Raw genomic sequence first — 21,914 nt, 5'->3', positions numbered from 1 at the left:
TGATTATCTAAATGCATTTCTATCGGGTTTACCGACATAATTTCTAGGAACTTCTGCAATTGTCTCTATTAGTTTAGGTACCTGGTAACTTTCTAATCTTTCGGACAAATATCTTATCACTTTAGCACTATCGAATTCATATCCATCCTTCACCACAACGTATAACTTCAACGCCTTACCTGTGATATCATCATCTATCGCCGTACAAATACAGTCTCTAATTTCTCCCATAGTAAGTGCAACTTCTTCAACATCAGTAGGTTCAACCTTTAGGCCACCGATATTTATGGTGTCATTTTGTCGTCCAACCACATAAAGGAATCCTTCTTCATCAAAATACCCAATGTCATTGGTATATACAACACCATCCACAAGTACTTGTGCTGTAATATCCGGTGCATTGTAATAACCCTTCATATTAATTGAACTTCTATTAGCAATCAGCCCCATGTTTTCTTTTGATGACACTATAGGTCTACGATCATCATCAACAATGATGACATTTGAATTAATCATAGGCCTTCCAACACACCCCGCCCCTTTATCACGATATTCGTTAAAATCATACATAACCATGGCTCCACATTCAGATAGTCCATAATTGTTATATAGACGTGATTTGGGAAGTTGCTTTCTAAGAGTTTCCTTATCATATTCAGTTACCGGTGCTGTTGATGTCTCTACAAAATCTATTTGTCCCGCATAATCAGCAAGTTTATCACCGGAATGTTGCCATATAAGCCTTAAGAAAGCAGGTGGTAAACATAAAGATGTCACTCCTTGATTGTCCAAGGTATCAAAAAATGCCTTCATATTCATCAGTCCATTAAGTATGATAATTGTGCTCCCATTCTTAATACTCATGTAAAGTTTTCGCAAAGGATTTACATGATTCATCGGCCCTGGTACAGCCATTACATTATTTTTTTTTATCTCAAACCCCGAAATATAATTATCTGCTGTTGCCAGAAGCACACTATGAGTAACTTCAACACCTTTAGCCTTTCCGGTAGTCCCGGTTGTGTACATTATGTCTGCACTATCCATTAACTTTGGAAGCGCATATTCCCATGTATCGTCATAATTACTTTCCGCTAGCTGTTCCACTTCTTTAGTATTTATATACTTAGTATTAAGTCCAGGAATATCCTTAATTGCTATATAGACTTTAGCATTAGTCTCCTTTACAATATTCGTTATCTTTTCGTCAGCCATGCTTTTCTCGAGCGGAACAAAAACACCGCCTGAAAGATGTATTGCAAAATAACAAATACAGTACGATAAAGTTTGTGTAGCCTTAACAACAACCTTATCGCCCTTGTTCACATTGCAATCAAAGCTCAGATACTTGGCAAATCCGCGTACATACTTCCATAATTGCCCATATGTTGTATGGACATCTTTAACAATAATAGCATCTTTGGCAGATTGGGATGATGCATTTCCCTTGAGATATGCCTCTATGCTTTCATAGTCCCTTTGTATTCTCATACTTGTAGCCTTTCCACCATTTTTGCTAATCTTTCAACAGAATTAAAATTTTCCTCTACAATCTCCTCATACGGTATTGTTATTCCAAACTCCATGGTTAACAATGCTATGATGCCTGTGATAGTTAACGAATCCAGTGTTCCATCATCAACTAACATGTCTGATGATTTGAAATCAATCTCTGGATACTCTTTACTTAACAGTTCATAAATCTTATCTACCATTACTTATCCCCTCCGTAACAGAATTGCATATATTACAAAAATCACTAGCATTATATCCTGGTTCATATATTCCCAAAAATCAGAATTGTAAACAACAGTCCATAATAAAATGAATTTAATCATCAACTAATACTTCATATAAACAAAATCACTGGCATTATATCCCGGTCCGTACATTCCAAATATTATTATCACAATGATCAAACCATAATACATTATCCATCGGGCAACAATCTGCTTTTCTGCTATCCAATCTCTTCCGGAATATCCTTTTTCTTCATAAGCGCTAACCCAATAAATTATAAGCAGGAATATGATAACAGCAATAAAATTCGGCTCATTAAGCCCCATTTTAAATACAGTTCCATCTACAAGTTCCCATGGGTTAAATCTAAAAATAATCCTTTTGAAAATCTCTAATGAAGCTAATAAATCACTTGGAATTGTAATAATTCTTCCAATAACAAAAAGAAAGAAAGTTCTGATTCTTCTAAATAGATGACATTCATTAGAGTCACTATTTATATGCAATATACTAATCAGTCTTGAAGATAGAGATTCAAAAAGAACACTAAAAATAATAAGAATTCCCCAATACAATCCCCAAACAACAAAGCTTAATCCGGTTCCATGCCATAATCCGGTTAAAATCCAAACTATAGACAAAGATATTATAGTATTTATGTTTTTGGCAAAATGCATGCCAAATCTTTTCTTGGTATGCTGCATCAACTTAATCATCAAAGGTGCAACTGATAACGGCATATAAACATAATCTTTAAACCATGTGCCCAATGTAATATGCCATCTTCGCCAAAATTCAGATGCTGATTCAGAAAAAAAAGGATGATTAAAGTTTTTCTCAAGTTTGATTCCGAGTATCTCCGAAAAACCACATGCTATATCCATACATCCGGAAAAATCACAATATAATTGAAAAGCACCAAAAATAGCAGCTAAAAATAAGATACTTCCCGATTTATGATGATAATCCGTAAAAACAACGTTAATAAATACTGACAATCTATCTGCTATCACCATCTTTTTAAAATATCCCCAAAGCATTAGTTGTATTCCATAGCAAAGATTGTGATACTCATACTTATGAGGCTCTAACAATTGTGGGGCCAAGTATCTGTGTTTTGAAATAGGGCCTTGAATAACTTTAGGGAAATAAGATGTAAATAACAATAATTTGAAATAATTAGTTTCAGCTTTATCTTTTTTCCAATAACAATCTGCAAGATAACCTATAAGCGAAAAGGTGTAATAAGAAATTCCCAAGGGAATAATAATACTTATCTCGCCATCAAATGACTTAGCAATAAGCGATCCAATCTTGACATAAAGCAATAATACTAATAACAAAATTATAGAAATAAATAATATACGTCTGCATATTTTTTTAGTAATGACTTTAATTTCTTTCTTATCTTCTTCACAAGCAAATTTGCACTTATTTTCGCAGTCAATATATTTTTTATTGATCAAAGAACCCGCAGTCCATGCAATCCATGTAGATAATAGCAAAAAAGGAATTTTTCCTATTCCCCAAGTACAATAAAAAAAAATACTAAAAACAAGCAAGACAACCCACTTGTGTTTTCTAATTCCAAAATAAAATAGCACCATAAATATTGCAAACATATAAAATAAAGGAGTTGTAAAGTTCATTAATTCCCCTCCGATAATATTATTTCCTTTTTAATAAAAAATTTTGATATTCAACAAGTAACATTTCATCTCTGGCATGAATTACTTCATGTTTATGATCACAAGTATCACAATAACTCCTGTCAATAACTAATCCTGATTCTGCATCTACAATAACAATATTAATGCCTCTACCATTTAAAGATTTTTCTTCTCCATCTATACAAATAGAACTTGAACAACCATCCAAAAATCCCCCACTACTAATTATTACATCTTCATCATCAAGCGATAATGTATATATTTGTTTTCTGCTTGACATTTTTTCATATATAACCCCTTCCTCGCTACTAACTACTGCTATAAAAGAATCCCTATAATTCATATTATTAAAGTCTGTTTTTAAGTCTAAATATTTAAGTGCTTCTATATCAGAAGTGTTCAAACCGGCTCTCATGTCATCATTAGCAGAAATAAAAATAATTAAATTATGTCTCGATTCTCGAACACTTTTAGCATAGTCCTTAAAATCATATTTAGCTTGAATTTCTGCAAACTCTATATACTTATTATATTTTTCAATTTTTTTTTCATATTCATATTCTTTTCTAGGCATAATAGCAAATTTATCACGTAAAATTTCGCCTACATAATCTGTTACTTTTAAAGCGCCTAGATAGTTTAAATGGCACCCACCATCTCTGGTATCATGATTCCAATCTATAACTAAGTTTGAATCATAATTCAAATCAATAAAAACAACGCCTAATTTAGTTGCAATTTTTTGAATGTTATCATGCCGAACATTAGACCATGTAGCTGAATAAGTCCCTGCTGAAGTATTAACGGGATTTTTGAGCAGTATAAGTTGGCAACCATGATCTTTGCAAGTTTTGGAAATCTCTTCTAAAATTTGAACATTATAATCTAAAGCATCATCTATATATGTTTTATCTTTAGAATAAGATAATTCATTTTCCTTATTATCCCTATTAGCAATAATTCTTTCTTCCGATATTTGGTTTTCAATAACTTGCGAAGCTATCACGTCTACATCTTCTACAGGCATCATAGAAGCATTTATTGTTGAACACGCATAAAAACCCTGTAAAAAATAATTTTGAGTTATATTTGGAAAAAAATCACCATAATTAAGTTCCTCCCATCTTGTATGATATTTGTATAAAGGCAAAATAAATCCAAGGGCTTTTTTATAAGCATCTAAGGAAAAGCATTTATTATTATTATTAGCAAAATAGTTATATATAAGTTGTATCTTATTTTTACTTATTCCTACATTATCTGAAACATACCTAACACCAGCTTCATTACTCTTAAGAAATAAACTACTAGCATCCATTGCAATTACTTTCGGTTTCTGGCCTCTATCAAAAATATAATGAACCAAGAAATTTGTCACTTCAATAGGTTGCATACTAGTAGATGCATTATAAGTCACTATTCCATAATCTTCATAAAGTTTCATGGGAGATATACTAAATTCCATATGACTTGTCCCAACAAAAAAAAACATCCACATTACAATCCAATTTAGTAATTTCATTAATACAAAAACCATGATTTTCAAATATTGTCGGGTTATTCCAATTAGGTGTAAGAACAGTATTGATCAAAAAGCAAATTGCCAAAAGCAGGGCTAGAAATAAAAATATTTTAATTCCTCTTTTGCTTATAAAATGCATAGCTAGTGTCTCCATGTATAGTGGCTTAGTTTTGGGGTAATAGAGAAATATTTTTGATCATTTAAATAATAACTTAGTTAAAGTTCCATTCTGTGTAAAACTTCCATGTCAAAACTTGCACTTAGAGTATATGGATTAATATAAAATCCTAGTGTAAAATATTTTTTATTATATGCTTTTATAAATAGGAAGTATCCAACGGATCTTATCTGAAAACGAATTAAATAACAAATCTTTGTTTAAATAATCAGTTACTATTGACATTTTATTCTTAGAATATGAATTATCGGTAATGCTGAAGAAACTATTTTAATAATAAAAAAATATTACACAAAATGATACAAGCTTTATTCTTTTTGTTTTCACCTACAATTTAATAATATGTGAATCGGACTACAACTTTTGCTTTCTTAACCACAAACTAGCACCTTTCCCAATAATATCAGGACACATCTCGTATTCTGATACATCAAAATCAATCAACTCACATTTTGCAATCATATCTCCAAAATAATAAATCTTATATACATCATTGCCAGATAATAAAGCTCTTACAAGGTATGCCTCATTATATGGTCTCCCTTCTTTTATCCATCTTTCTGGATACGTGAATGGATAAAGCATATCATGAATATGAATAAAAACCCCTTTTTTTAATATTGGTAATATTCTAAAATACTCATAAGGTATGTCTCCTCCTGTTTTTATCACATGAGAAGAATCAATAAATAAGATATCATTTTCTTCTAGCTCGTTAAATAAATCAAGTGTTACATTTTGTACGTAGTCTTCAATAAGAGTTATCCTTGTTTTATCTTCTTTTTTTAATAATTCTTTTAATCTTATAGGAAATGGTTCGATACATGTAATTCTAATGTCATAGTTCATTTGCTCTATTATATCTAACATTATAGCCGTAGAATAACCACTCCCTATTTCGATTATTCGCTTGGGATGATATTTATTAATCATATACCATAAAGCCATTGCATCACATCCCTCAAACCATCCATTTTTTATCCTATATCTATGAACACCATTCAAAAAGTCACTATATTCATTAATTTTTTTATGCATATCTATTGCAATTTTTTTCTGCTTTTCTATATTTAAATCTATATCTTTCAATAAATCACCTTCTAAAGTCCTCTGTAAAAAAATGATATCTTTATCATTACTAAATGGAGATTCATATCCATTAAAGGGCATACTGCATTCATAAGAAAAACCATCTATTCCTAAATTATCTGGAATGCCATAACAATTAAATTTACTTATAAACCTAATAAAAAATACATCTACAACAATGTGATTTTTATATTCAGCCTGAATTAACTCATCAGAGCCAGACTGAATATTTGCATGATCATATGATGTAGAGTCTCGCTTAGTAGTTAGAACAATTACATTAGTATATTGTTTCTTATTATATACAATGCTTATATGCAATTCATTAAGGAGCTTAAGCACTTCTAATTCATGCTCTCCCCCTTTAACAACAATTACACCAAACTCATACATACTGGATATCAAATCAAACATGTACATTTTTTCCTCTTCTAATTTTAATAGTAATACACACTTCAACTTCGAATATGTTAGTGCTAGCATCTAATTAGTACATTTTAAAATGAGTTAATCCCTTAAATATCATATAATATAAGAGGAGGAACTCATTATGCCTAGAAAAAACAAGCAACATACAAAGCAGTTCAAGTTGGATGCTGTCAACTATCGCAAGGAACACCATGATCTCACTCAGGTTGAATGTGCCAAGAATCTCGGAATAGGAACCAGCACCTTAGCAAGGTGGGAAACCCAGTTCAGAAACAATGATGGTGACATTCCTACAAGAGGATCAGGTAACTACTCGTCAGACGAAGCTAAAGAAATAGCTCGTCTCAAACGCGAATTTCGAGATACTCAGGATGCGCTTGAAGTATTAAAAAAAGCTATCAGCATTCTGGGGAACGATTAACGGAAATCATATACACGGAAGTTACTGCTAAGGTAGAGGCATCTAAAGTTACAAAACGCCGTGTCTCTACTTCCGGAATGCTGAAATCTCTAGGCGTGTCTAGATCTGGATACAGAGCTTTTCTCAACCGTAAAGTCTCTCCTTCCAAGCAAAGAAAAGAGGCTGTGAAAAAACAGATCCAGCAAATCTATGATGATTCTAAACAGAACTACGGAGCGCCAAAGATAACTCAGGAACTTCGTAAATCTAGTGAGACCATTTCGGAACGCGCAGTAGGTAAATACATGCGCGAAATGGGTATTAAAGCTCAGTGGATCAAACCTTGGACCACCACTACCAGAGACTCTGATTTCAGCAGTGAACTTCACAACACTCTCGACGAACAGTTTAATCCAGAGCGTTCTAACGCTGTCTGGTGTACTGATATCACATATATATGGACTCGGGACGGATTTGTATATCTTAACTGCGTTATGGACTTATTTGTCAGGAAAATCATCGCCTGGGCTCTTGCAGACACAATGGATGTGTCTACAGTAATTGAAACTATAAATAAAGCAAAAGCCTGCCGTAACACTGATCTGCAATTAATAATCCACAGCGACAGAGGAAGCCAGTATGTTTCAAACGCATGGCGTGAAGCTACCGAAAAAATGCAGCGTAGCTATTCTCATAGCGGTTATCCATACGATTTTAATTTGTACTATTAATTGACATAGGAGCATGTAACTTTTATAAAAATAATATGTACTGTACAATATTTATATTACCCCAAAATCACTATTTTCTACCCTTAGATAGGAACATATAATACACGCTCAACATCTTTACCTTTAACATATAAAGCAAAAATCCTCCCCCTTTTTTTCTACTATAACTTAATCTGAGAATTACCCAATCCAAATGGCTATAACAATTATGTATAGGAACACTCTTATATATTTCTTTTTTTAATGACCTTATTCCAATCTGGTTGTTAGATAATACAATAAAATTCATTGCCAATAATTCTTCATTAACATTCATTAAAATAGCATTATCAGTAATACTTAATAATTCAGGATTTTTTTTTCTCAAATAACATGTCCATATATATTGCTCGGGGAATAAGCATATCGTACCATTAAATAGCAAATTCAAAAGCTCTGTTTCTTTGCAATTGTATAAAGGAATTGAGAATAATTCTTCCAAATCATCTTTAAGACCAAAATAAAAAATATCTGATGGGTGGAAACAAACTGAAAAGGGAGCATATTTCACTCTCGGATTTCTAGAAAACAATTCACAACATATTATAGGATGAGAAAAAAAGGAGTAACTTGAATAAACTTTGTCATATTTTTCATATATTCTTAGAAACTTATTTGAAATCAGCTCAAAATCTGTTCTCATTTTTATGACATACTTTTTTGATGTTGCCTTTATTCCAGCGTTAGTAGATAATATCTGTCTATTAACGTTATTGATAGTATATTCATCTTCTTGAAAAAGCCTATTACCTCCTGGATCAGAACTAAAAATCACTTTATCGTATTCTAAACCAGCAACATCCATTCCCTCCCACGTTGAAAGAATCAATTCGGCATCAGGAAGGATTTTTCTAACGCTAAGAAGACATTTTCTTGTTTTATTACTTGTAATCGCTCCTTGCACAACTATTGATATTTCATTCACACTAATCATATAGATTCATTTTCACCCAAATAATGCTTTAATATTTCTCTTTCTTTCTCTTCTTTAGCATTCTTTTCCAACTCTAATCTTAAATTGTTAACCTCACTCTGCAATTCAATAATTCTTGATCGCAGATTTGTTGTCGCTCTATAAGTAGGAGATACTATTCTAAAGAACCTATCATAAACACACTTACTTTTCTCATCACGATTTTTTTTTAGTTTTCGTTCAACATCATAACAACCTAAAATACTTTTTTTTTCATCATGATGCATTTTAAGAATCTGTGCTCGATCAAGTATTCCAAAATATGATGTAATAGATAATAACAGTATAAAAGGTATTTCGTTTATAAAAGTGATCATTTTATTTTTATAGAGTACCTTTATCCTTTCTTTTACACCGGAACCGGATAGCCTATCTCGATAAAAAGAATAAACTTGAAGCAGTGCCTTATAATAAAAAGAGTATTCATTATTATTCCATTTACCAGTTTCTCCAAAATACTTCTTTGCTCTTTCCACAGCAACAAAAACATCCAAACATTTTTCATTTACAATATGAGATGTACTTCCCTTCCAATTCCATCTATAGTTATATAATGCAAAATCCATCCACTTAGCCTTAGAAGAAAAAGCTAGATAATGCGCCATAAATTCCCAATCTTCATATATAGTTCCTTCTAAAAAAGTAATTGCCTCCTCGCGAATCTTTTTCATAGAAAAACATCCAAAACATACATTTGCAAAAAAACCAAAAAGCTCTGAATCTTCAGTTAAGATTCCGTTTGTAATTCTTTTATTGCCGGGAAAAAATAGCCCTTTATATACATTTCCATATGGGTCAAACATATTACAATTAAATAAAACTACATCTAAATTATTGGTTCTCATTTCTTTTTCGCATATAGCCACCGCCTCAATGCATAAGTAATCATCTGCGTCACAAAACATAACGTAATCCCCAGTTGCATGTTTTAGCCCGATATTTCTAGCATAAGCTTGACCATGATTCTCTTGCTTAAATAACTTTATTTCCTCATATTTTTTTTTATAATCACAAAGTATTTCATAAGAATCATCAATCGATCCATCATCAATAAAAATTAATTCAGTATTTTTATATGTTTGATTTAGTAAACTATCTACACAATCCTTTATCACTTCACCACAATTATAAACAGGAACAATAACACTTACTTTCTTCTCCATCATTTTCTCCATATGACGAATCTTTTATTTAATAACTTATATAGGTAAATTTGAAGTTTTCCTCTATAACTACTCTTATATTCGCTGTCGCAGTAATCCTCATACATTTTTTCGAACACATCCCATCTAACAAGCCCTTCCCACACGTCAAATGGTATAGAAAAAATATTTTTAGTCCATTCTCTATATGGATCAACTCCATTTTTACCACAATATAATCGGAATTGTTCAGGATTAAGTACAATGCAATTATTAGCAATTATTCGATTGCTCTTTTCAATATTCTCACTATTAAAATCCAAAATATTTTTGAAATGTAAATCGCCAAATTTTTTTTCTATTGCCTTAATGAATATATATTGTTCAGGAGCATATTGGTGTGATGCGCCAAACATATCAGTTTTTATAGTTTCTTTTTTATGAGTAATAAGATAATTTGTATTTTCAGGTTCTTTCGCTAACGGAATATCGAACAGCAATAATAAATCAGTAGTTAGCCCAAACATAATCCAATCACTAAGGTGATACGGAGTAGGATGAACATAACTTGTCGACACACCTAAATATCTCTTAAAAAAATAAGAGCAAAAAATAACTCTGTTCTCAAACAAGCTTTCTTCCTTACATCTTTTTGGAAAGCAACCAAAGTATTTTAAAAAATTATTGCTCTCCAAAATTAAATCATTTCTTATTTTCATGCAGTACTTTGTATTAACCTTTTTTATTCCTGCCAGACTCGATACTATCTGCCTATTCATATTATTAACAAAACTGGTTTTTAAATCTTTGAATCCTCCTGGATCCGTATTGTAAATCACTTCATCATACACCAAGTCGTGCACATCTTCTCCTTCCCATGTTGAAACAATAATATGCGCTCCTGGCAGATGTTTCCTTATGCTTTTTGTACACTTTTTTGTATTTTCAGAATCTATTTTTCCTTGAACTATCACAGTAATATCTTTTGTATTAATTTTTCCTACAATCATTATGAACCTCTGCCATAAGTTTATTTTATACATGCTTTGAGTTGCTGGTATCATACAATCTTTTTATTTCTTCAAAACGTTGAAAGAAAAATACATTATACTAGAGTTTTTTATTCGTAATGCACAAATTACTCATTATATTGAATCCAAAAACAAATTCAAATCCTCTGGTGTTCCTAAACCGTGCATCTTCGCTCCAACATTATAAAAAACAATTTTCTTCGCATCAGCTATCATCTCATTATAAACAGGAGCTACATAAAACTCATTATTAACACGAATATTCTTATCAATCATCTGGTGTGCGTATTTTACAAAGTCCTTACCATGTTTATAGTTATAAATACCAACAGTAGCCTCATGAGAAATAACTTCCTTTTCTCGAACTTCTGTCACAAAACCGTTGTCATCAAATCTTATATAACTCCACTTAGGGTGATTTGCCGGCATTGTCATGATTAAGCCATCATTATCACCTTGCCTATTAATATAAGAGTCTATATCTGTATCCACATACTGATCACTATTAGCAATCATCATTTCATCATCATTATTTATATATTTTTCCGCCAAAAGCACAGTACATGCTGCACCTTCAGTAATATGATCAATTGTTACAATTACACATCCAGGAGCCATCCTATTTAATTCAGATTCCAAATTATATTTTTCAAGGTGCTCTTCTTGACATATATATATATACCGGTGTTCACAATATGGTCTTATGTTATTTGTTACAACCTCTATCATAGGTTTTCCGTTAACATCTATAAGAGGCTTAGGTAACTTATAACCAGCTTCAGCAAATCTACTACCTCTGCCAGCCATAGGAATGACAATATTCAGCATATACTTCCCCCCTAAATACATCATTTGAAACTCATACAATATATTTGTCATTATTTGCTCCAGGTATCTTTACCACCACATTTGTGCTATCAGTAATTGCAGTGAAATCAGTCGCTTCTCCCGGCTCCATAACAATAATGTCATTTTTTTTATATCTGACTCCATTCATTTCAACTTCTCCGTCTATAATTACTGTATATTCTGTAGCAATTTTGTGATAATGTTTATTTTCATAATCTCCGGCCTTATAACTCTTAACAGCAATTTCCACTTCATTTGTCTTGTAAAGAGAAGGATTGAAATTTCCTATAAACCATCCTTTTGTCATACTATCAAGCTTTTCTAATTTCATTTAATCCCTCCAAGTGATTCTGATATGCTTCAATTCCATTCGGCGAAGCAAGAGAAAAATATCTGTTTCTGTCAACTTTATATATGCCTAACTTCTTTTGCATCAGAACCATCTCATTAAATACCGGGCATATGTAAAATAGATCATTTACAGATGCATCTTTCCTTATCATATTCTCCGCAGCCTTTACATAATCAGAACCTTTTCTAAAATAATAAACACCTATTGTTGCATTTCTACTGATAGGACGTTTCTCCGTAGCTTCGATAATTTGTCCAGATTCATCACACTTTACAAATGACCATCTCGGATGAACACTCTCAAATGTCACAGCCCCTCCATCGAGTTTTCTCTTTCTAAAATTTTCAATAGCAGGTAATATTGACTCTTCAAGAATAATATCTCCATTAATAACAACAAGTTCTTCGTTATTATCTATATTTTTTATCGCAAGAAGTACAGCACATGCAGCTCCTTTTGTAATATTGGGTACACTAATGATTTTTACACTTGGAAATAAAAGTCTTGCTACAGACGAAGTATGGTATCGATCTATTTCAGGTTGTCGCATTGTAAGAAGAATCTCATCAGCGCAATCCAAAACATCCCTAAAACATTGAATAACATTCTGAATCATAGGAGTTCCATCTATTTCTATAAGATTTTTGGGATATAAAAAACCATTTTCTTTAAAAGCAGTATCATCACCGGAAAAAAGCATCAATATTTTCATCAAGTCGTCTCCTCGAATTCTTTTATATTCTTCATGATATTGTCATATGTGACATCATTTACAGTCTCGACCTGCATAACATATGCTCCGGCTGCTTTCCCTGCCTTTATGCCATTAATATTATCTTCTATAACCATACAGTCTTCAGGATTCATCTCAAGACCTTCGATAGCTTTAATGTATATTTCAGGATTAGGCTTACCTTCTTTTACATCTTGATTGGATACGATTATATCTATATATTTACTAAGGTCGCTCATATCCATCATGGTTACAATTGAATTCCTTACGGAATTAGAAGCAACACCAATTCTATAGCCATCCGCTTTAAGCTTTGACATTGCATATTCTCTCTGAAAAACAGGCTTACATTTTGAATGGACAATTTCCATGGTATATTGCTGTTTCATTTCATTTATAAAACTATGTAACTCTTTAGGAAGGTCACGCTCCTTAGTAAGCATTTCAAGCTTTTTTCTAGTTGGAAGTCCATCGTAAGTCACTAAATGATCATATCTTGTGATTGTATAACCAAAAAGCCCCAATGCTCTATTTAAAGCTTCATAATGCCATTCTTTAGCATCTATAAGAACACCATCCATATCAAAAATTACAGCCTTGATCTTAGCCATAAAAAAAACTCCTTTGCTTTATCCGGATAGTCAGTACAAAGAATCACTCCATCATCAATTAGTATTTCTTTGTCATTTATTCTTTCCCATAGTTTTGTGTAATCCCTTTTATGTAGATCTGGAGAAACTATGCAAACTTTCTTACCTTTTTTTCTATGATTCCGGATATACTCTTTAGTAATCCAATTATCACTTTCAAATCCATCAGCCCAGACACCATCGGCTTTTTCATATAGATTATTTATTGTTTCATATTCACTTTCTCTTGCAAAAAATTTAAGATCTGAATTGATGTATTCAAGAGTATCTGGAATAGACATGTCAAAACAGAAATAATTAGTAATATTATTTTTTTTCAGCGATTCTTTTAAAAGCTGTTGGATCCCGTCCGCCTTTATATTTAGAGCAAGTGTATATTCCTGATTTTTGTACATCGCAAAAAAATCGTCCGCACTCATGCAAGTATTGTCAGCAACATTATGTGATATTACAAGTTTTTGTTCATAATCTCTGAAATCTGTTTCTGTTCCAATCTGTTCCTCCCTTGCACGAACAAAAGCTTCTTTTTTGTTCTTTTCTTCTTCTTTTTTCCAAAAGCCGCGATGTGCTATGATCTCCATTTGATATCTGTCTCCTAAAGCTTATTAATGTAAATTCTTAGTGGGTTGTACATTTCTCTGGGAACTCTTTTTACAGAAAAAATCTCTTTATCATATAATTTATATTTAACGATTGAATCATTAAGGAAATTATGTTTTTTTTAAAAAAGTCGCTTGATTTGTTATTATTCTTTGGATTTTTTTTATTGTAAGTGAAACAGATTTATTATTAGATATAACTCGGGAATAGCTCTTCTCAAACTCATCATATATTGTTTTGGGGATTATTTTTTGTAACCCTAATCTATGATAAATCCCCCATGTAAAATGTTGCATTTTCCATAGTTTTCTATCGAAATCATGAACTTCAGAATATGTTGTTGGATATCCTATTTTTGAATTGGAAAGAAGTTTATATGCTATCGTCGAAAAATAAACTTCTTCTCTGGTATATTTTTTTTTGTATTTTTGATCATTTTGCACTACGTGTTTTCGAGCTTTTTCAATAATACTTACAATCTTAGAAAATAATTCTTTTTTATAAAATGAGCTTTCTATCTGAGTTGCAACAGGATATTCTGCTCCAATTAGTTTTAATATTTCTTTTAATACAGGATCCTCCAATGCATAAGCACTAGGCCACCATCTACTCACTTTATATATTGGGTGAATATGAAAGCCTGCATCATAGTTCTTAACATAGTCTTCTACCCCTGGAAGAATGTACATATCATTTGAAGCATGAAACATAATATAATCAAATTCAACACAATCACGCAGATAAATAAAATTTGAAATATGCGCATCTATTATGTTTCCCCACTCACAAGATAATCTATGTGGATTAATAAATAAATAGCCTTCAGAATCTGCATATTTGATCAACTTATCACATTCTTTGAAGTTATCATCTAAATGAATTACAACAACTGAATTTGGAACGTATTTTTTTATATTCTGAATCTGATTAATGACTACATCCTGTTTCTCATGCACAGGAATAGATATTCCTATTGTCATAACATAATTTACTCCAATCACATTCTTGTATGACGCAAAAATAGCGTCAACTACAAATTTTACATTGTGATAAAGAATATTTTTTAATGAATTTTAAATCCCTGATGTGGGGATAAGATTTAAAACACAGATTGCTTTCCTATAAATGCCTATCATAAAAGTGCCCCCTCAACAAGTACTCTTATACTACCGCAATACAATAAAGCTATTTGTGAAATAAAAAAATAAATATTATTACATGGAAATAATTTAGAACTTTTAATTATCGAACTGTTATTATTGTACCGCTTATAAGTTAGCAATGCAATGATAATATCGATGTTTTTTATCAATATAACGAACACCAGCCCAAACCATGTGGCTTGAGCTGGTGTTGATTTTTATTACTATCTATTCATCTGATTCAGGATTGTTCTTTTTCATATCAGCGATAAATTCTCGCATAGATTCGATTGATTGTCGCAATTCTTCTTTTGTATATATGGGATTAGCGTTATAACAATAATATCAACATTTTTATCATTAATGCAAATAACAGCCCAGAGCACGTGGATCTTGAGCTGTTACTTCATAAACTATTCAAATACTTTTGTGGTGTATTCTTCAAGATTATGAAAGAAACCAACCACATAAATCTATAAGTCATACTTCTCCCTTATAGATGAAAGCGCTGTTCTTGCATTCTTAACATTGCCGTTATTGATTTGCTGTTCTGACAGTTCTATTTCGCTATACATTTTAAGTTTCTTTTGAGTCGATTCATATTTTAAATCATTAATCGATATAATCTGTGGCATATAATTTCTCCTTTTGATGATTATGCAATATTTATGTCTTTATGTACAAATATCAATTTAGATTTTTATAAGCTGCTCAAAACATTTCCTTAAAACTTCTGAGTTTTCCCATTTAACGCTTAGAATTTGTTCATTTATAAGCTTAAAAACTTTTTCAGGATACTGTACTGCCCATGTCACACCTAAATGAGCTTTTATTTCCTTTCGTCTTCCATTGATATACCTAGAAGCAACAGTTTTCATTTCGTCTACGAATTCACCTGCTCTTTTAACAATGGCTTCATCATACGAATTTTCTGCTATCGAATCCAGCATAAGTGTTTCCAATGCTCCTTGATGCTCTGTGGGAATGACTACAAGTAGCGCATCAATAGCCTGTTCTATTCCATAAGCATCCATATATGAATTCTTAATCCATTCATTATTTTTCATCGTAGTAACTACAGGCTTAAAAACGGAAGATGCATGAGCTTCTATAGATTGAATTTCTTTATCGTCTCTATCGAGTACTAATGCAATTCGTGAAAATGCACCTGCATCCACAATAGGTCGCATAACCGTGCTTCTAAAAAATTCAGCAAACTTATCTTTCCCGCCAACTGAACATATCAGTAATCTATCATCGTCCTTTTTATACCAATTAACTGACTGATCAAAAGTATTAGACTTGATTGCAATTCCATCAGGGGCTTTTTTGCAATATTCCCAACCTGCCACTTTGCCAAGATAATAACTTAAAAGGATGGCGTCAGTTTCACCCTCGCACAAAATAATCTTATTCATATACGCACCTCAAATTCAAATGCTTCTCTGTTTTCAAATACTTCTCTGCCGGAAAGCACTCTTGAATAGGATGCATCAGATAATCTTTTTATAGTGCAAACACAGATATCATCAGTGTTGTTTTGTACATCATAATCCTGTGTTGACAGTAAAGCATCAATTGCTTCCATACTGTGCGTCGTGATAAAAACCTGTACATTAAATGATTTACAAGCTTTGACAACAAAACCCAAAACATCATCATAATACTTCTTGTGTATTGCAGTTTCTATCTCATCAATCAAAAGAATACCATCTGCCGCTTGTGCAATCGCATTTGCAAGTGCAAGAACTTTTTTTATGCCGTCACCATAAGATGATATAGGCATATCACCAAGCTTTTTATGTCTGATATACTCTACGGGACGATTTCCAATATCACTTTTAAATATCATGATATCCTCTATCTCCGAGTCAAATAGCTGAAGCGCCTTAACACAAATCTTCTTATAGGATTCATTCTTTATTATCCTGTTAGTTACACTGCCCCTAAGATGTTCGAACGGAGCTACATAGATAATACTAAATCTATCTTTATCAGATGTTGGTGTACCTGTAACACTTGAATACTGATTTACATTGACAATTTTTATCTTCTTTTCATCTCCAAATGTCAGCTTGATATTTCCATTAAATACATCTGCCTCAACCTCACCCGAGGGTAACTCCGATAACCGAAACTTACTTGTTGAAATTTCTTTAGTATCAAGTAAAACTCTATCCTTTTTCCCTTTCAATTCAAATGAAATGTCTTTATCATTACAGATTCCGGATATAGCTATTTCACATTTTTCATTTTTTTCTTTTGGAAACATACAAATGAAATTGTCAAAAATAGAATTAGCATTGTTAATCGAAAGGCTTTCCCTCAACCTTGAAACCTTAAAAATATTTGCCAAATTTCCGGATGTACGCAAAAGTTGAATTGCTTCAAGTACACTTGTTTTTCCGCAATTGTTATCACCAACAATAAGATTGACACTCTTAAGTTCGTCAATTTTAAGTGCTTTTATTCCTCTATATTGCTCTATATATATTTTTCTAAAAAAAGCCATTACTCAACCTCTCGTCCAACAAAATCTACAACCAAACGTACTCCAAGAGCATCCGCTATTCTCTTCAAAGACTCAATTGTAGGCTTTGAAGTTCCCTTTTCAAGATTACTAATATTAGCCTGCGTTATTCCACATTTTGCCGCAAGTTCCTTTTGAGTTATATGATTATCATGCCTCAACTTAATAATCATTTCTCTGATTTCTTTATAAATATCGTACTCATCAGGAACATCATACGATGCATCTTCTTCATTTAATTGAATACCACTTAGGTTCTCGTCCAAATACTTCTGAAAATCACTCATAATGTACCTCTCTTAAAGAAAGACTAGCATTCATATTTAGAAAAGTCAAGCGTAATATATCAGCAGCAATATATTAATCTATCTAAATATATTATTGCTGATATATTATTTTCTATATTCAAACTTATACATCATCCTTAGTGTCCATAGAAACCTTGCCCTACAAGCCATAGTCACTGCAACAAGCTTGGGTTCAAGTTTCTTAAAACGAACGCATTTGAACGCAAACTTATATGGATTTGATGTAATGCATTCCTTCAGCTCTTTTCTTATCTGTTTTTGAGATTTTGGATTAGATGGATTGAAGTAGTACAGCCGCAAGCTGATGGCAAAGCTCTTTATCATACGAGCATACAACGCATGATAAAAGCGTGAAGCCTCAGACTTATTGAGCTTCATTTCATCAATAGAACTTTTAAGATACTTAAAGACTTTGATATCCTGTTGAACGCGGTCCTCTCTATAGCTATTTGTAATAGAAGCTTCTTCAACCATGTAGTGGTACAGCGTGACCGGAATATATGATATGTTCTTTGCTCTCCCGAAAACATTGAAATTAAAGCACATATCATCAAGAACTCTCAACTGTTCAGGGAAAACAAGGTAATTGTCTATTAGAAACTTTCTGCGATACATTTTATCCCATGGCGCAGCCAAGGGAATATCTCTGTTAAATCTCATTCCACAGGCTTTCGCAGCCATGTATGGATATATAATCTGTCTTTGCATGGATCTTATTTCGCGAATATCTTTTGAATTAAAGCTATATTTTGCATGATTCCAGAGTTCTTTTTTAGCATTGTCACCTTTGCCTGTTTCTCTTACGGCATCAAATAGAACGATATCGGAATTATTATGTAATGCATTTACATATGGTATTTCGAGATATTTCCCATCAACTATATCGTCAGGATCGACAAAAGCTATAAAATCTCCCTTTGCTTTTTTAAGCCCTGCATTTCTCGCTGCTGCAGGGCCTGAATTTGTCTGGTGAATCACAGATACAGAGCAATATTCCTTTTCATACGAATCACACACCATTCCTGAATCATCTGTTGAGCCGTCATCTACAAATATAATCTCGTATTCATCATGGGGCATTGTCTGATTCCACAGACTGTTCATGCATCTGTTAAGGAATTTCGCTGAATTATATACAGGAACAATTATTGAAACCTTGATTTCACTCATCGACCAACCTCATACATTACTCTGATATAGCTTTTCTAACAGCTTCAACAATTCTCTCAGAATTTCCTCTCGGAACAAATATATGTTTATCATCAGCCTCAAAGATTTCTTTATTGGCTTTGGTATCACCCAAGATCATAGTCTTACCAAGAGCTTCATAGATCATCGCTTTTCCCGGAATGGTTCTGTCTGCCTTATCTATACCGGGATCAAAGTGTCCTGCAAGACACACTGATGCACTTTCGATTTTTTTATATAATTTCTTCTGATCAAGCCATTCATAAAACGTTATGCATCCTTTTCCGCATCTAACCGCTCTGTCTTTACAAGATAGCAGTTTTCTCTTTAGATTCCTGCTCATGTTATTCAAACCACCGATATAAATACAGTTACATCCATATTCTTCTGCCAGCACATTAAATGCTTTCGCAACATAATCCGTCCCCTGCAGAGGAAGTCCGGTCCCAAAATATAGGACAATTTTAGAATTTTCATCTTCATTTTTATCCAAAACAACGTTAGTAGAAATATAGTCACCTAAATCCGCTTCCAGATAAAGCGTTTCAAATTTCTCTCTATCTTTTCCAGTTCCAAATTCTTTTGCAAAAAAATCAGCATCTGCCTTGGTATCGGTAATAATATAATCCGTCTCTTTAACAACTGTGCAGTCAAACCGTTTACAGATATGAGCAATAATTCCCCTTTTCCAAACAAGTCTCCTGTCAAGAACTACCGTATCATAGAGAGAAATGAACATTTCCGCGATAACAATGATTCCTGATCCTAAAGTGTGCTTAACTAAATCTTTCCATATAAGCTGCGGAAGAAATCCTGCTATAACGATATCTACTCCTTCAAAAGAAATACTCCGAAGTTTCTTTCTTATATCAATTGCCCTCGTTAAAGGATTTCCTTTTTCTGATGAATAGATTCTAAATTTCCTTGCATTTTCAGTCAGTATCCATTTAATCTGCGAAGTTCTTATGTAGTCTTCATTTTTAACGGTAATATATACGACATTTTTCCCTTTTAACAGGTTCAGCAATCTTGACTCCGTCATAGTACTGTTTCCTCGAGTGGTATTGAATATCCTGAAGTATTTTGCGATTAGCCCCGATCGTATCACCGAGAATTCCTATCATGATACATACAAAGCCTATGATAATAAGGGTACACGCAAGTATAAGAGACTGTATGTGTCCTGCTCCGCCCAGCGTAACAAAAAAGTACAAAAACCTTATCCATATAATAATTCCGGGAATTGCCGGAAACAGTGACAGAAACATAAATGCTTTAAGTGGCTTATAAACAAGATATGCTCTTAATATCGTAAGCATAGAGGTTCTGACATAACCAAGCATTGTCTTGGCAAGTCTAGAAGGTCTAACTGCCGGATTTGTGCTGATAGGAACAGAGACAATCGGTATCTTCTCTCTTCCTGCCTGTACAATGGTCTCAAGTGTATATGTATAATCATTAACCACATTAAGACGAAGCGCAGCTTCTCTTGAAAATGCCCTGAATCCGCTTGGTGCATCGGGGATATCTGTCTTGGATGCCTGTCTTACCGCCCAGCTTCCAATCCTTTGTAATTTCTTTTTTAAAGGCGAAAAATCTGAAATATCAGAAATTGGTCTTTCACCGATTACGATATCCGATTCCTGTTCCATAATCGGTTTGATGAGTTTAGCGATATCTTTCCCACAGTACTGATTATCCGCATCTGTATTAACGATAATATCAGCACCGTTTTCCAGAGCAACATCAATACCGGACATAAAGCCTTTAGCAAGCCCCTTATTTTGAGTAAAGTTAACTATATAGTCGACTCCCCACTCCTTTGCAACTCTTGTGGTTTCATCGCTACTTCCGTCATTGATTATGAGATATTCAATTTCATCAATCCCTTCGATACTCTTAGGAAGATCATCAAGTGTATTCTTAAGGGTTTTCTCTTCATTAAAGCACGGAATCTGAATAATCAGTTTCATTTACGCTACCCTTCTCTTGTTCACTTGTATCGTCTTTTTCAGCAACCTTTTCCTCTATCTCATTTTCATTCTTATCATCACTATTATTTTCGTTCATATTTTCATTGTTATTTATATTCTCAGGTTCTTTTATAGCATTTTGGTTCATTATTCCAATGAAAATTGACACCGCAATCACCGCTGCGACAAGCACTCCAATAGCAATTTTCCATATAAGAGAACTAAGTTCCTGCTTTTGTTTTCTCATATAGTTATCAATTGCAATACTGGTATCCAGATCATTTTTATTGATTTCATCTTCAACTGCCTGCCCCAATTCTTCCGCAGATTTCTCTGCAGCAGCAATATTCTCATTGCCGATTTGATCTGTCGGAATGTATCCTGTCTCACCTTTATAGAATATCTCTGTCCAGTTTTCATCCGCTCCTGTAACAAAAATGCTATCTCCCTCAGAAAACTCCGCAATAACATTAGACGAAGTATCTTTTTGCTCATATGCAGTTACAGGATTTTCAAGAAAAGTCACTGTACCACTCGTGGTAACAAATGAAATTTCTTCCGCTTCGATATTCCTACTTATTAGAACCAACAATGCAAATACCATCAATAATACAACTACTCTAAATCTTTTTGTCATAGCTCACC

At 32.9% G+C, this 21,914-nt stretch carries 24 protein-coding genes; 2 read left to right on the top strand and 22 right to left on the bottom strand.

Features of this window, described 5'->3' with window-relative positions; translation table 11 throughout:
• Positions 1-3: 3 nt before the first annotated feature.
• The 5 genes from CD00_RS0104325 to CD00_RS17170 all read right to left on the bottom strand — a co-directional run bounded on the left by CD00_RS0104325 (position 4) and on the right by CD00_RS17170 (position 6,619).
• A complete protein-coding gene (locus CD00_RS0104325) occupies positions 4-1,491 on the bottom strand; it encodes a class I adenylate-forming enzyme family protein (RefSeq protein ID WP_026654829.1) in 1,488 nt (495 codons plus the stop codon).
• A complete protein-coding gene (locus CD00_RS0104320; RefSeq protein WP_026654828.1) occupies positions 1,488-1,715 on the bottom strand; it encodes an acyl carrier protein in 228 nt (75 codons plus the stop codon). The genes CD00_RS0104325 and CD00_RS0104320 overlap by 4 nt, the downstream gene beginning before the upstream one ends.
• 126 nt (positions 1,716-1,841) lie before the next feature.
• The gene (locus CD00_RS0104315; protein ID WP_026654826.1) at positions 1,842-3,389 is read right to left on the bottom strand and encodes an MBOAT family O-acyltransferase; all 1,548 of its coding nucleotides are present in this window, start codon (positions 3,387-3,389) and stop codon (positions 1,842-1,844) included.
• Between the two features lie 19 nt (positions 3,390-3,408).
• Entirely contained in the window at positions 3,409-4,947 is a 1,539-nt protein-coding gene (locus tag CD00_RS0104310) for a hypothetical protein (protein WP_207640445.1), read from the bottom strand.
• A gap of 517 nt (positions 4,948-5,464) precedes the next feature.
• Positions 5,465-6,619: a class I SAM-dependent methyltransferase gene (locus CD00_RS17170; protein ID WP_051594077.1), complete on the bottom strand. Its 1,155-nt coding sequence runs from the start codon at positions 6,617-6,619 to the stop codon at positions 5,465-5,467.
• A 130-nt stretch (positions 6,620-6,749) separates the two neighbouring features.
• Here CD00_RS17170 and CD00_RS0104295 point away from each other — a divergent pair, with 130 nt between their 5' ends.
• Positions 6,750-7,049 (top strand): transposase, encoded by a 300-nt coding sequence (locus CD00_RS0104295; RefSeq protein WP_026654823.1) that lies wholly within the window; start codon positions 6,750-6,752, stop codon positions 7,047-7,049.
• Positions 7,013-7,759, top strand: a complete 747-nt coding sequence (locus CD00_RS17165; protein WP_185750495.1) for an IS3 family transposase — start codon at positions 7,013-7,015, stop codon at positions 7,757-7,759. The genes CD00_RS0104295 and CD00_RS17165 overlap by 37 nt, the downstream gene beginning before the upstream one ends.
• A 70-nt stretch (positions 7,760-7,829) precedes the next feature.
• On the opposite strand, the gene CD00_RS19085 is transcribed toward CD00_RS17165, so the two are convergent.
• The 17 genes from CD00_RS19085 to CD00_RS0104205 all read right to left on the bottom strand — a co-directional run bounded on the left by CD00_RS19085 (position 7,830) and on the right by CD00_RS0104205 (position 21,906).
• Positions 7,830-8,732: a WavE lipopolysaccharide synthesis family protein gene (locus CD00_RS19085; protein WP_051594076.1), complete on the bottom strand. Its 903-nt coding sequence runs from the start codon at positions 8,730-8,732 to the stop codon at positions 7,830-7,832.
• Positions 8,729-9,934, bottom strand: coding sequence for a glycosyltransferase family 2 protein (locus CD00_RS0104280; RefSeq protein ID WP_026654822.1), 1,206 nt, complete (start codon positions 9,932-9,934; stop codon positions 8,729-8,731). The genes CD00_RS19085 and CD00_RS0104280 overlap by 4 nt, the downstream gene beginning before the upstream one ends.
• Positions 9,934-10,977: a WavE lipopolysaccharide synthesis family protein gene (locus CD00_RS0104275; protein WP_081811828.1), complete on the bottom strand. Its 1,044-nt coding sequence runs from the start codon at positions 10,975-10,977 to the stop codon at positions 9,934-9,936. The genes CD00_RS0104280 and CD00_RS0104275 overlap by 1 nt, the downstream gene beginning before the upstream one ends.
• An 81-nt stretch (positions 10,978-11,058) precedes the next feature.
• The gene (locus CD00_RS0104270) at positions 11,059-11,823 is read right to left on the bottom strand and encodes a glycosyltransferase family 2 protein (protein WP_242838913.1); all 765 of its coding nucleotides are present in this window, start codon (positions 11,821-11,823) and stop codon (positions 11,059-11,061) included.
• A complete protein-coding gene (locus CD00_RS0104265; RefSeq protein WP_026654819.1) occupies positions 11,804-12,124 on the bottom strand; it encodes a hypothetical protein in 321 nt (106 codons plus the stop codon). The genes CD00_RS0104270 and CD00_RS0104265 overlap by 20 nt, the downstream gene beginning before the upstream one ends.
• Positions 12,105-12,857 (bottom strand): glycosyltransferase family 2 protein, encoded by a 753-nt coding sequence (locus tag CD00_RS0104260; RefSeq protein ID WP_026654818.1) that lies wholly within the window; start codon positions 12,855-12,857, stop codon positions 12,105-12,107. Before CD00_RS0104260 ends, CD00_RS0104265 begins: the two co-directional genes overlap by 20 nt.
• Complete coding sequence (locus CD00_RS0104255) at positions 12,857-13,489, bottom strand: HAD family hydrolase (protein WP_026654816.1); 633 nt, start codon at positions 13,487-13,489, stop codon at positions 12,857-12,859. Before CD00_RS0104255 ends, CD00_RS0104260 begins: the two co-directional genes overlap by 1 nt.
• Positions 13,468-14,109, bottom strand: coding sequence for a hypothetical protein (locus CD00_RS0104250; RefSeq protein WP_026654815.1), 642 nt, complete (start codon positions 14,107-14,109; stop codon positions 13,468-13,470). The genes CD00_RS0104255 and CD00_RS0104250 overlap by 22 nt, the downstream gene beginning before the upstream one ends.
• Before the next feature lie 129 nt (positions 14,110-14,238).
• Entirely contained in the window at positions 14,239-15,108 is an 870-nt protein-coding gene (locus CD00_RS0104245) for a hypothetical protein (RefSeq protein ID WP_026654814.1), read from the bottom strand.
• A 635-nt stretch (positions 15,109-15,743) separates the two neighbouring features.
• A complete protein-coding gene (locus CD00_RS20070; RefSeq protein ID WP_185750387.1) occupies positions 15,744-15,905 on the bottom strand; it encodes a hypothetical protein in 162 nt (53 codons plus the stop codon).
• A gap of 57 nt (positions 15,906-15,962) precedes the next feature.
• Complete coding sequence (locus tag CD00_RS0104235; protein WP_026654813.1) at positions 15,963-16,688, bottom strand: DUF3226 domain-containing protein; 726 nt, start codon at positions 16,686-16,688, stop codon at positions 15,963-15,965.
• Positions 16,685-17,782, bottom strand: a complete 1,098-nt coding sequence (locus tag CD00_RS0104230; RefSeq protein WP_026654812.1) for an AAA family ATPase — start codon at positions 17,780-17,782, stop codon at positions 16,685-16,687. Before CD00_RS0104230 ends, CD00_RS0104235 begins: the two co-directional genes overlap by 4 nt.
• A complete protein-coding gene (locus tag CD00_RS0104225; protein WP_051594075.1) occupies positions 17,782-18,087 on the bottom strand; it encodes a helix-turn-helix domain-containing protein in 306 nt (101 codons plus the stop codon). Before CD00_RS0104225 ends, CD00_RS0104230 begins: the two co-directional genes overlap by 1 nt.
• Positions 18,088-18,192: 105 nt before the next feature.
• Positions 18,193-19,278, bottom strand: a complete 1,086-nt coding sequence (locus tag CD00_RS0104220) for a glycosyltransferase (RefSeq protein ID WP_026654810.1) — start codon at positions 19,276-19,278, stop codon at positions 18,193-18,195.
• A gap of 16 nt (positions 19,279-19,294) precedes the next feature.
• Positions 19,295-20,338, bottom strand: a complete 1,044-nt coding sequence (locus tag CD00_RS0104215; RefSeq protein ID WP_026654808.1) for a glycosyltransferase — start codon at positions 20,336-20,338, stop codon at positions 19,295-19,297.
• Entirely contained in the window at positions 20,277-21,269 is a 993-nt protein-coding gene (locus CD00_RS0104210; RefSeq protein WP_026654807.1) for a glycosyltransferase family 2 protein, read from the bottom strand. The genes CD00_RS0104215 and CD00_RS0104210 overlap by 62 nt, the downstream gene beginning before the upstream one ends.
• A complete protein-coding gene (locus CD00_RS0104205) occupies positions 21,238-21,906 on the bottom strand; it encodes an SH3 domain-containing protein (protein ID WP_026654806.1) in 669 nt (222 codons plus the stop codon). The genes CD00_RS0104210 and CD00_RS0104205 overlap by 32 nt, the downstream gene beginning before the upstream one ends.
• Between the last annotated feature and the right edge of the window lie 8 nt (positions 21,907-21,914).

The organism is Butyrivibrio sp. AE3003 (assembly GCF_000686065.1).
Lineage (GTDB): Bacteria > Bacillota > Clostridia > Lachnospirales > Lachnospiraceae > Butyrivibrio > Butyrivibrio hungatei_A.
This window is presented reverse-complemented; position numbering and strand designations above follow the sequence as displayed.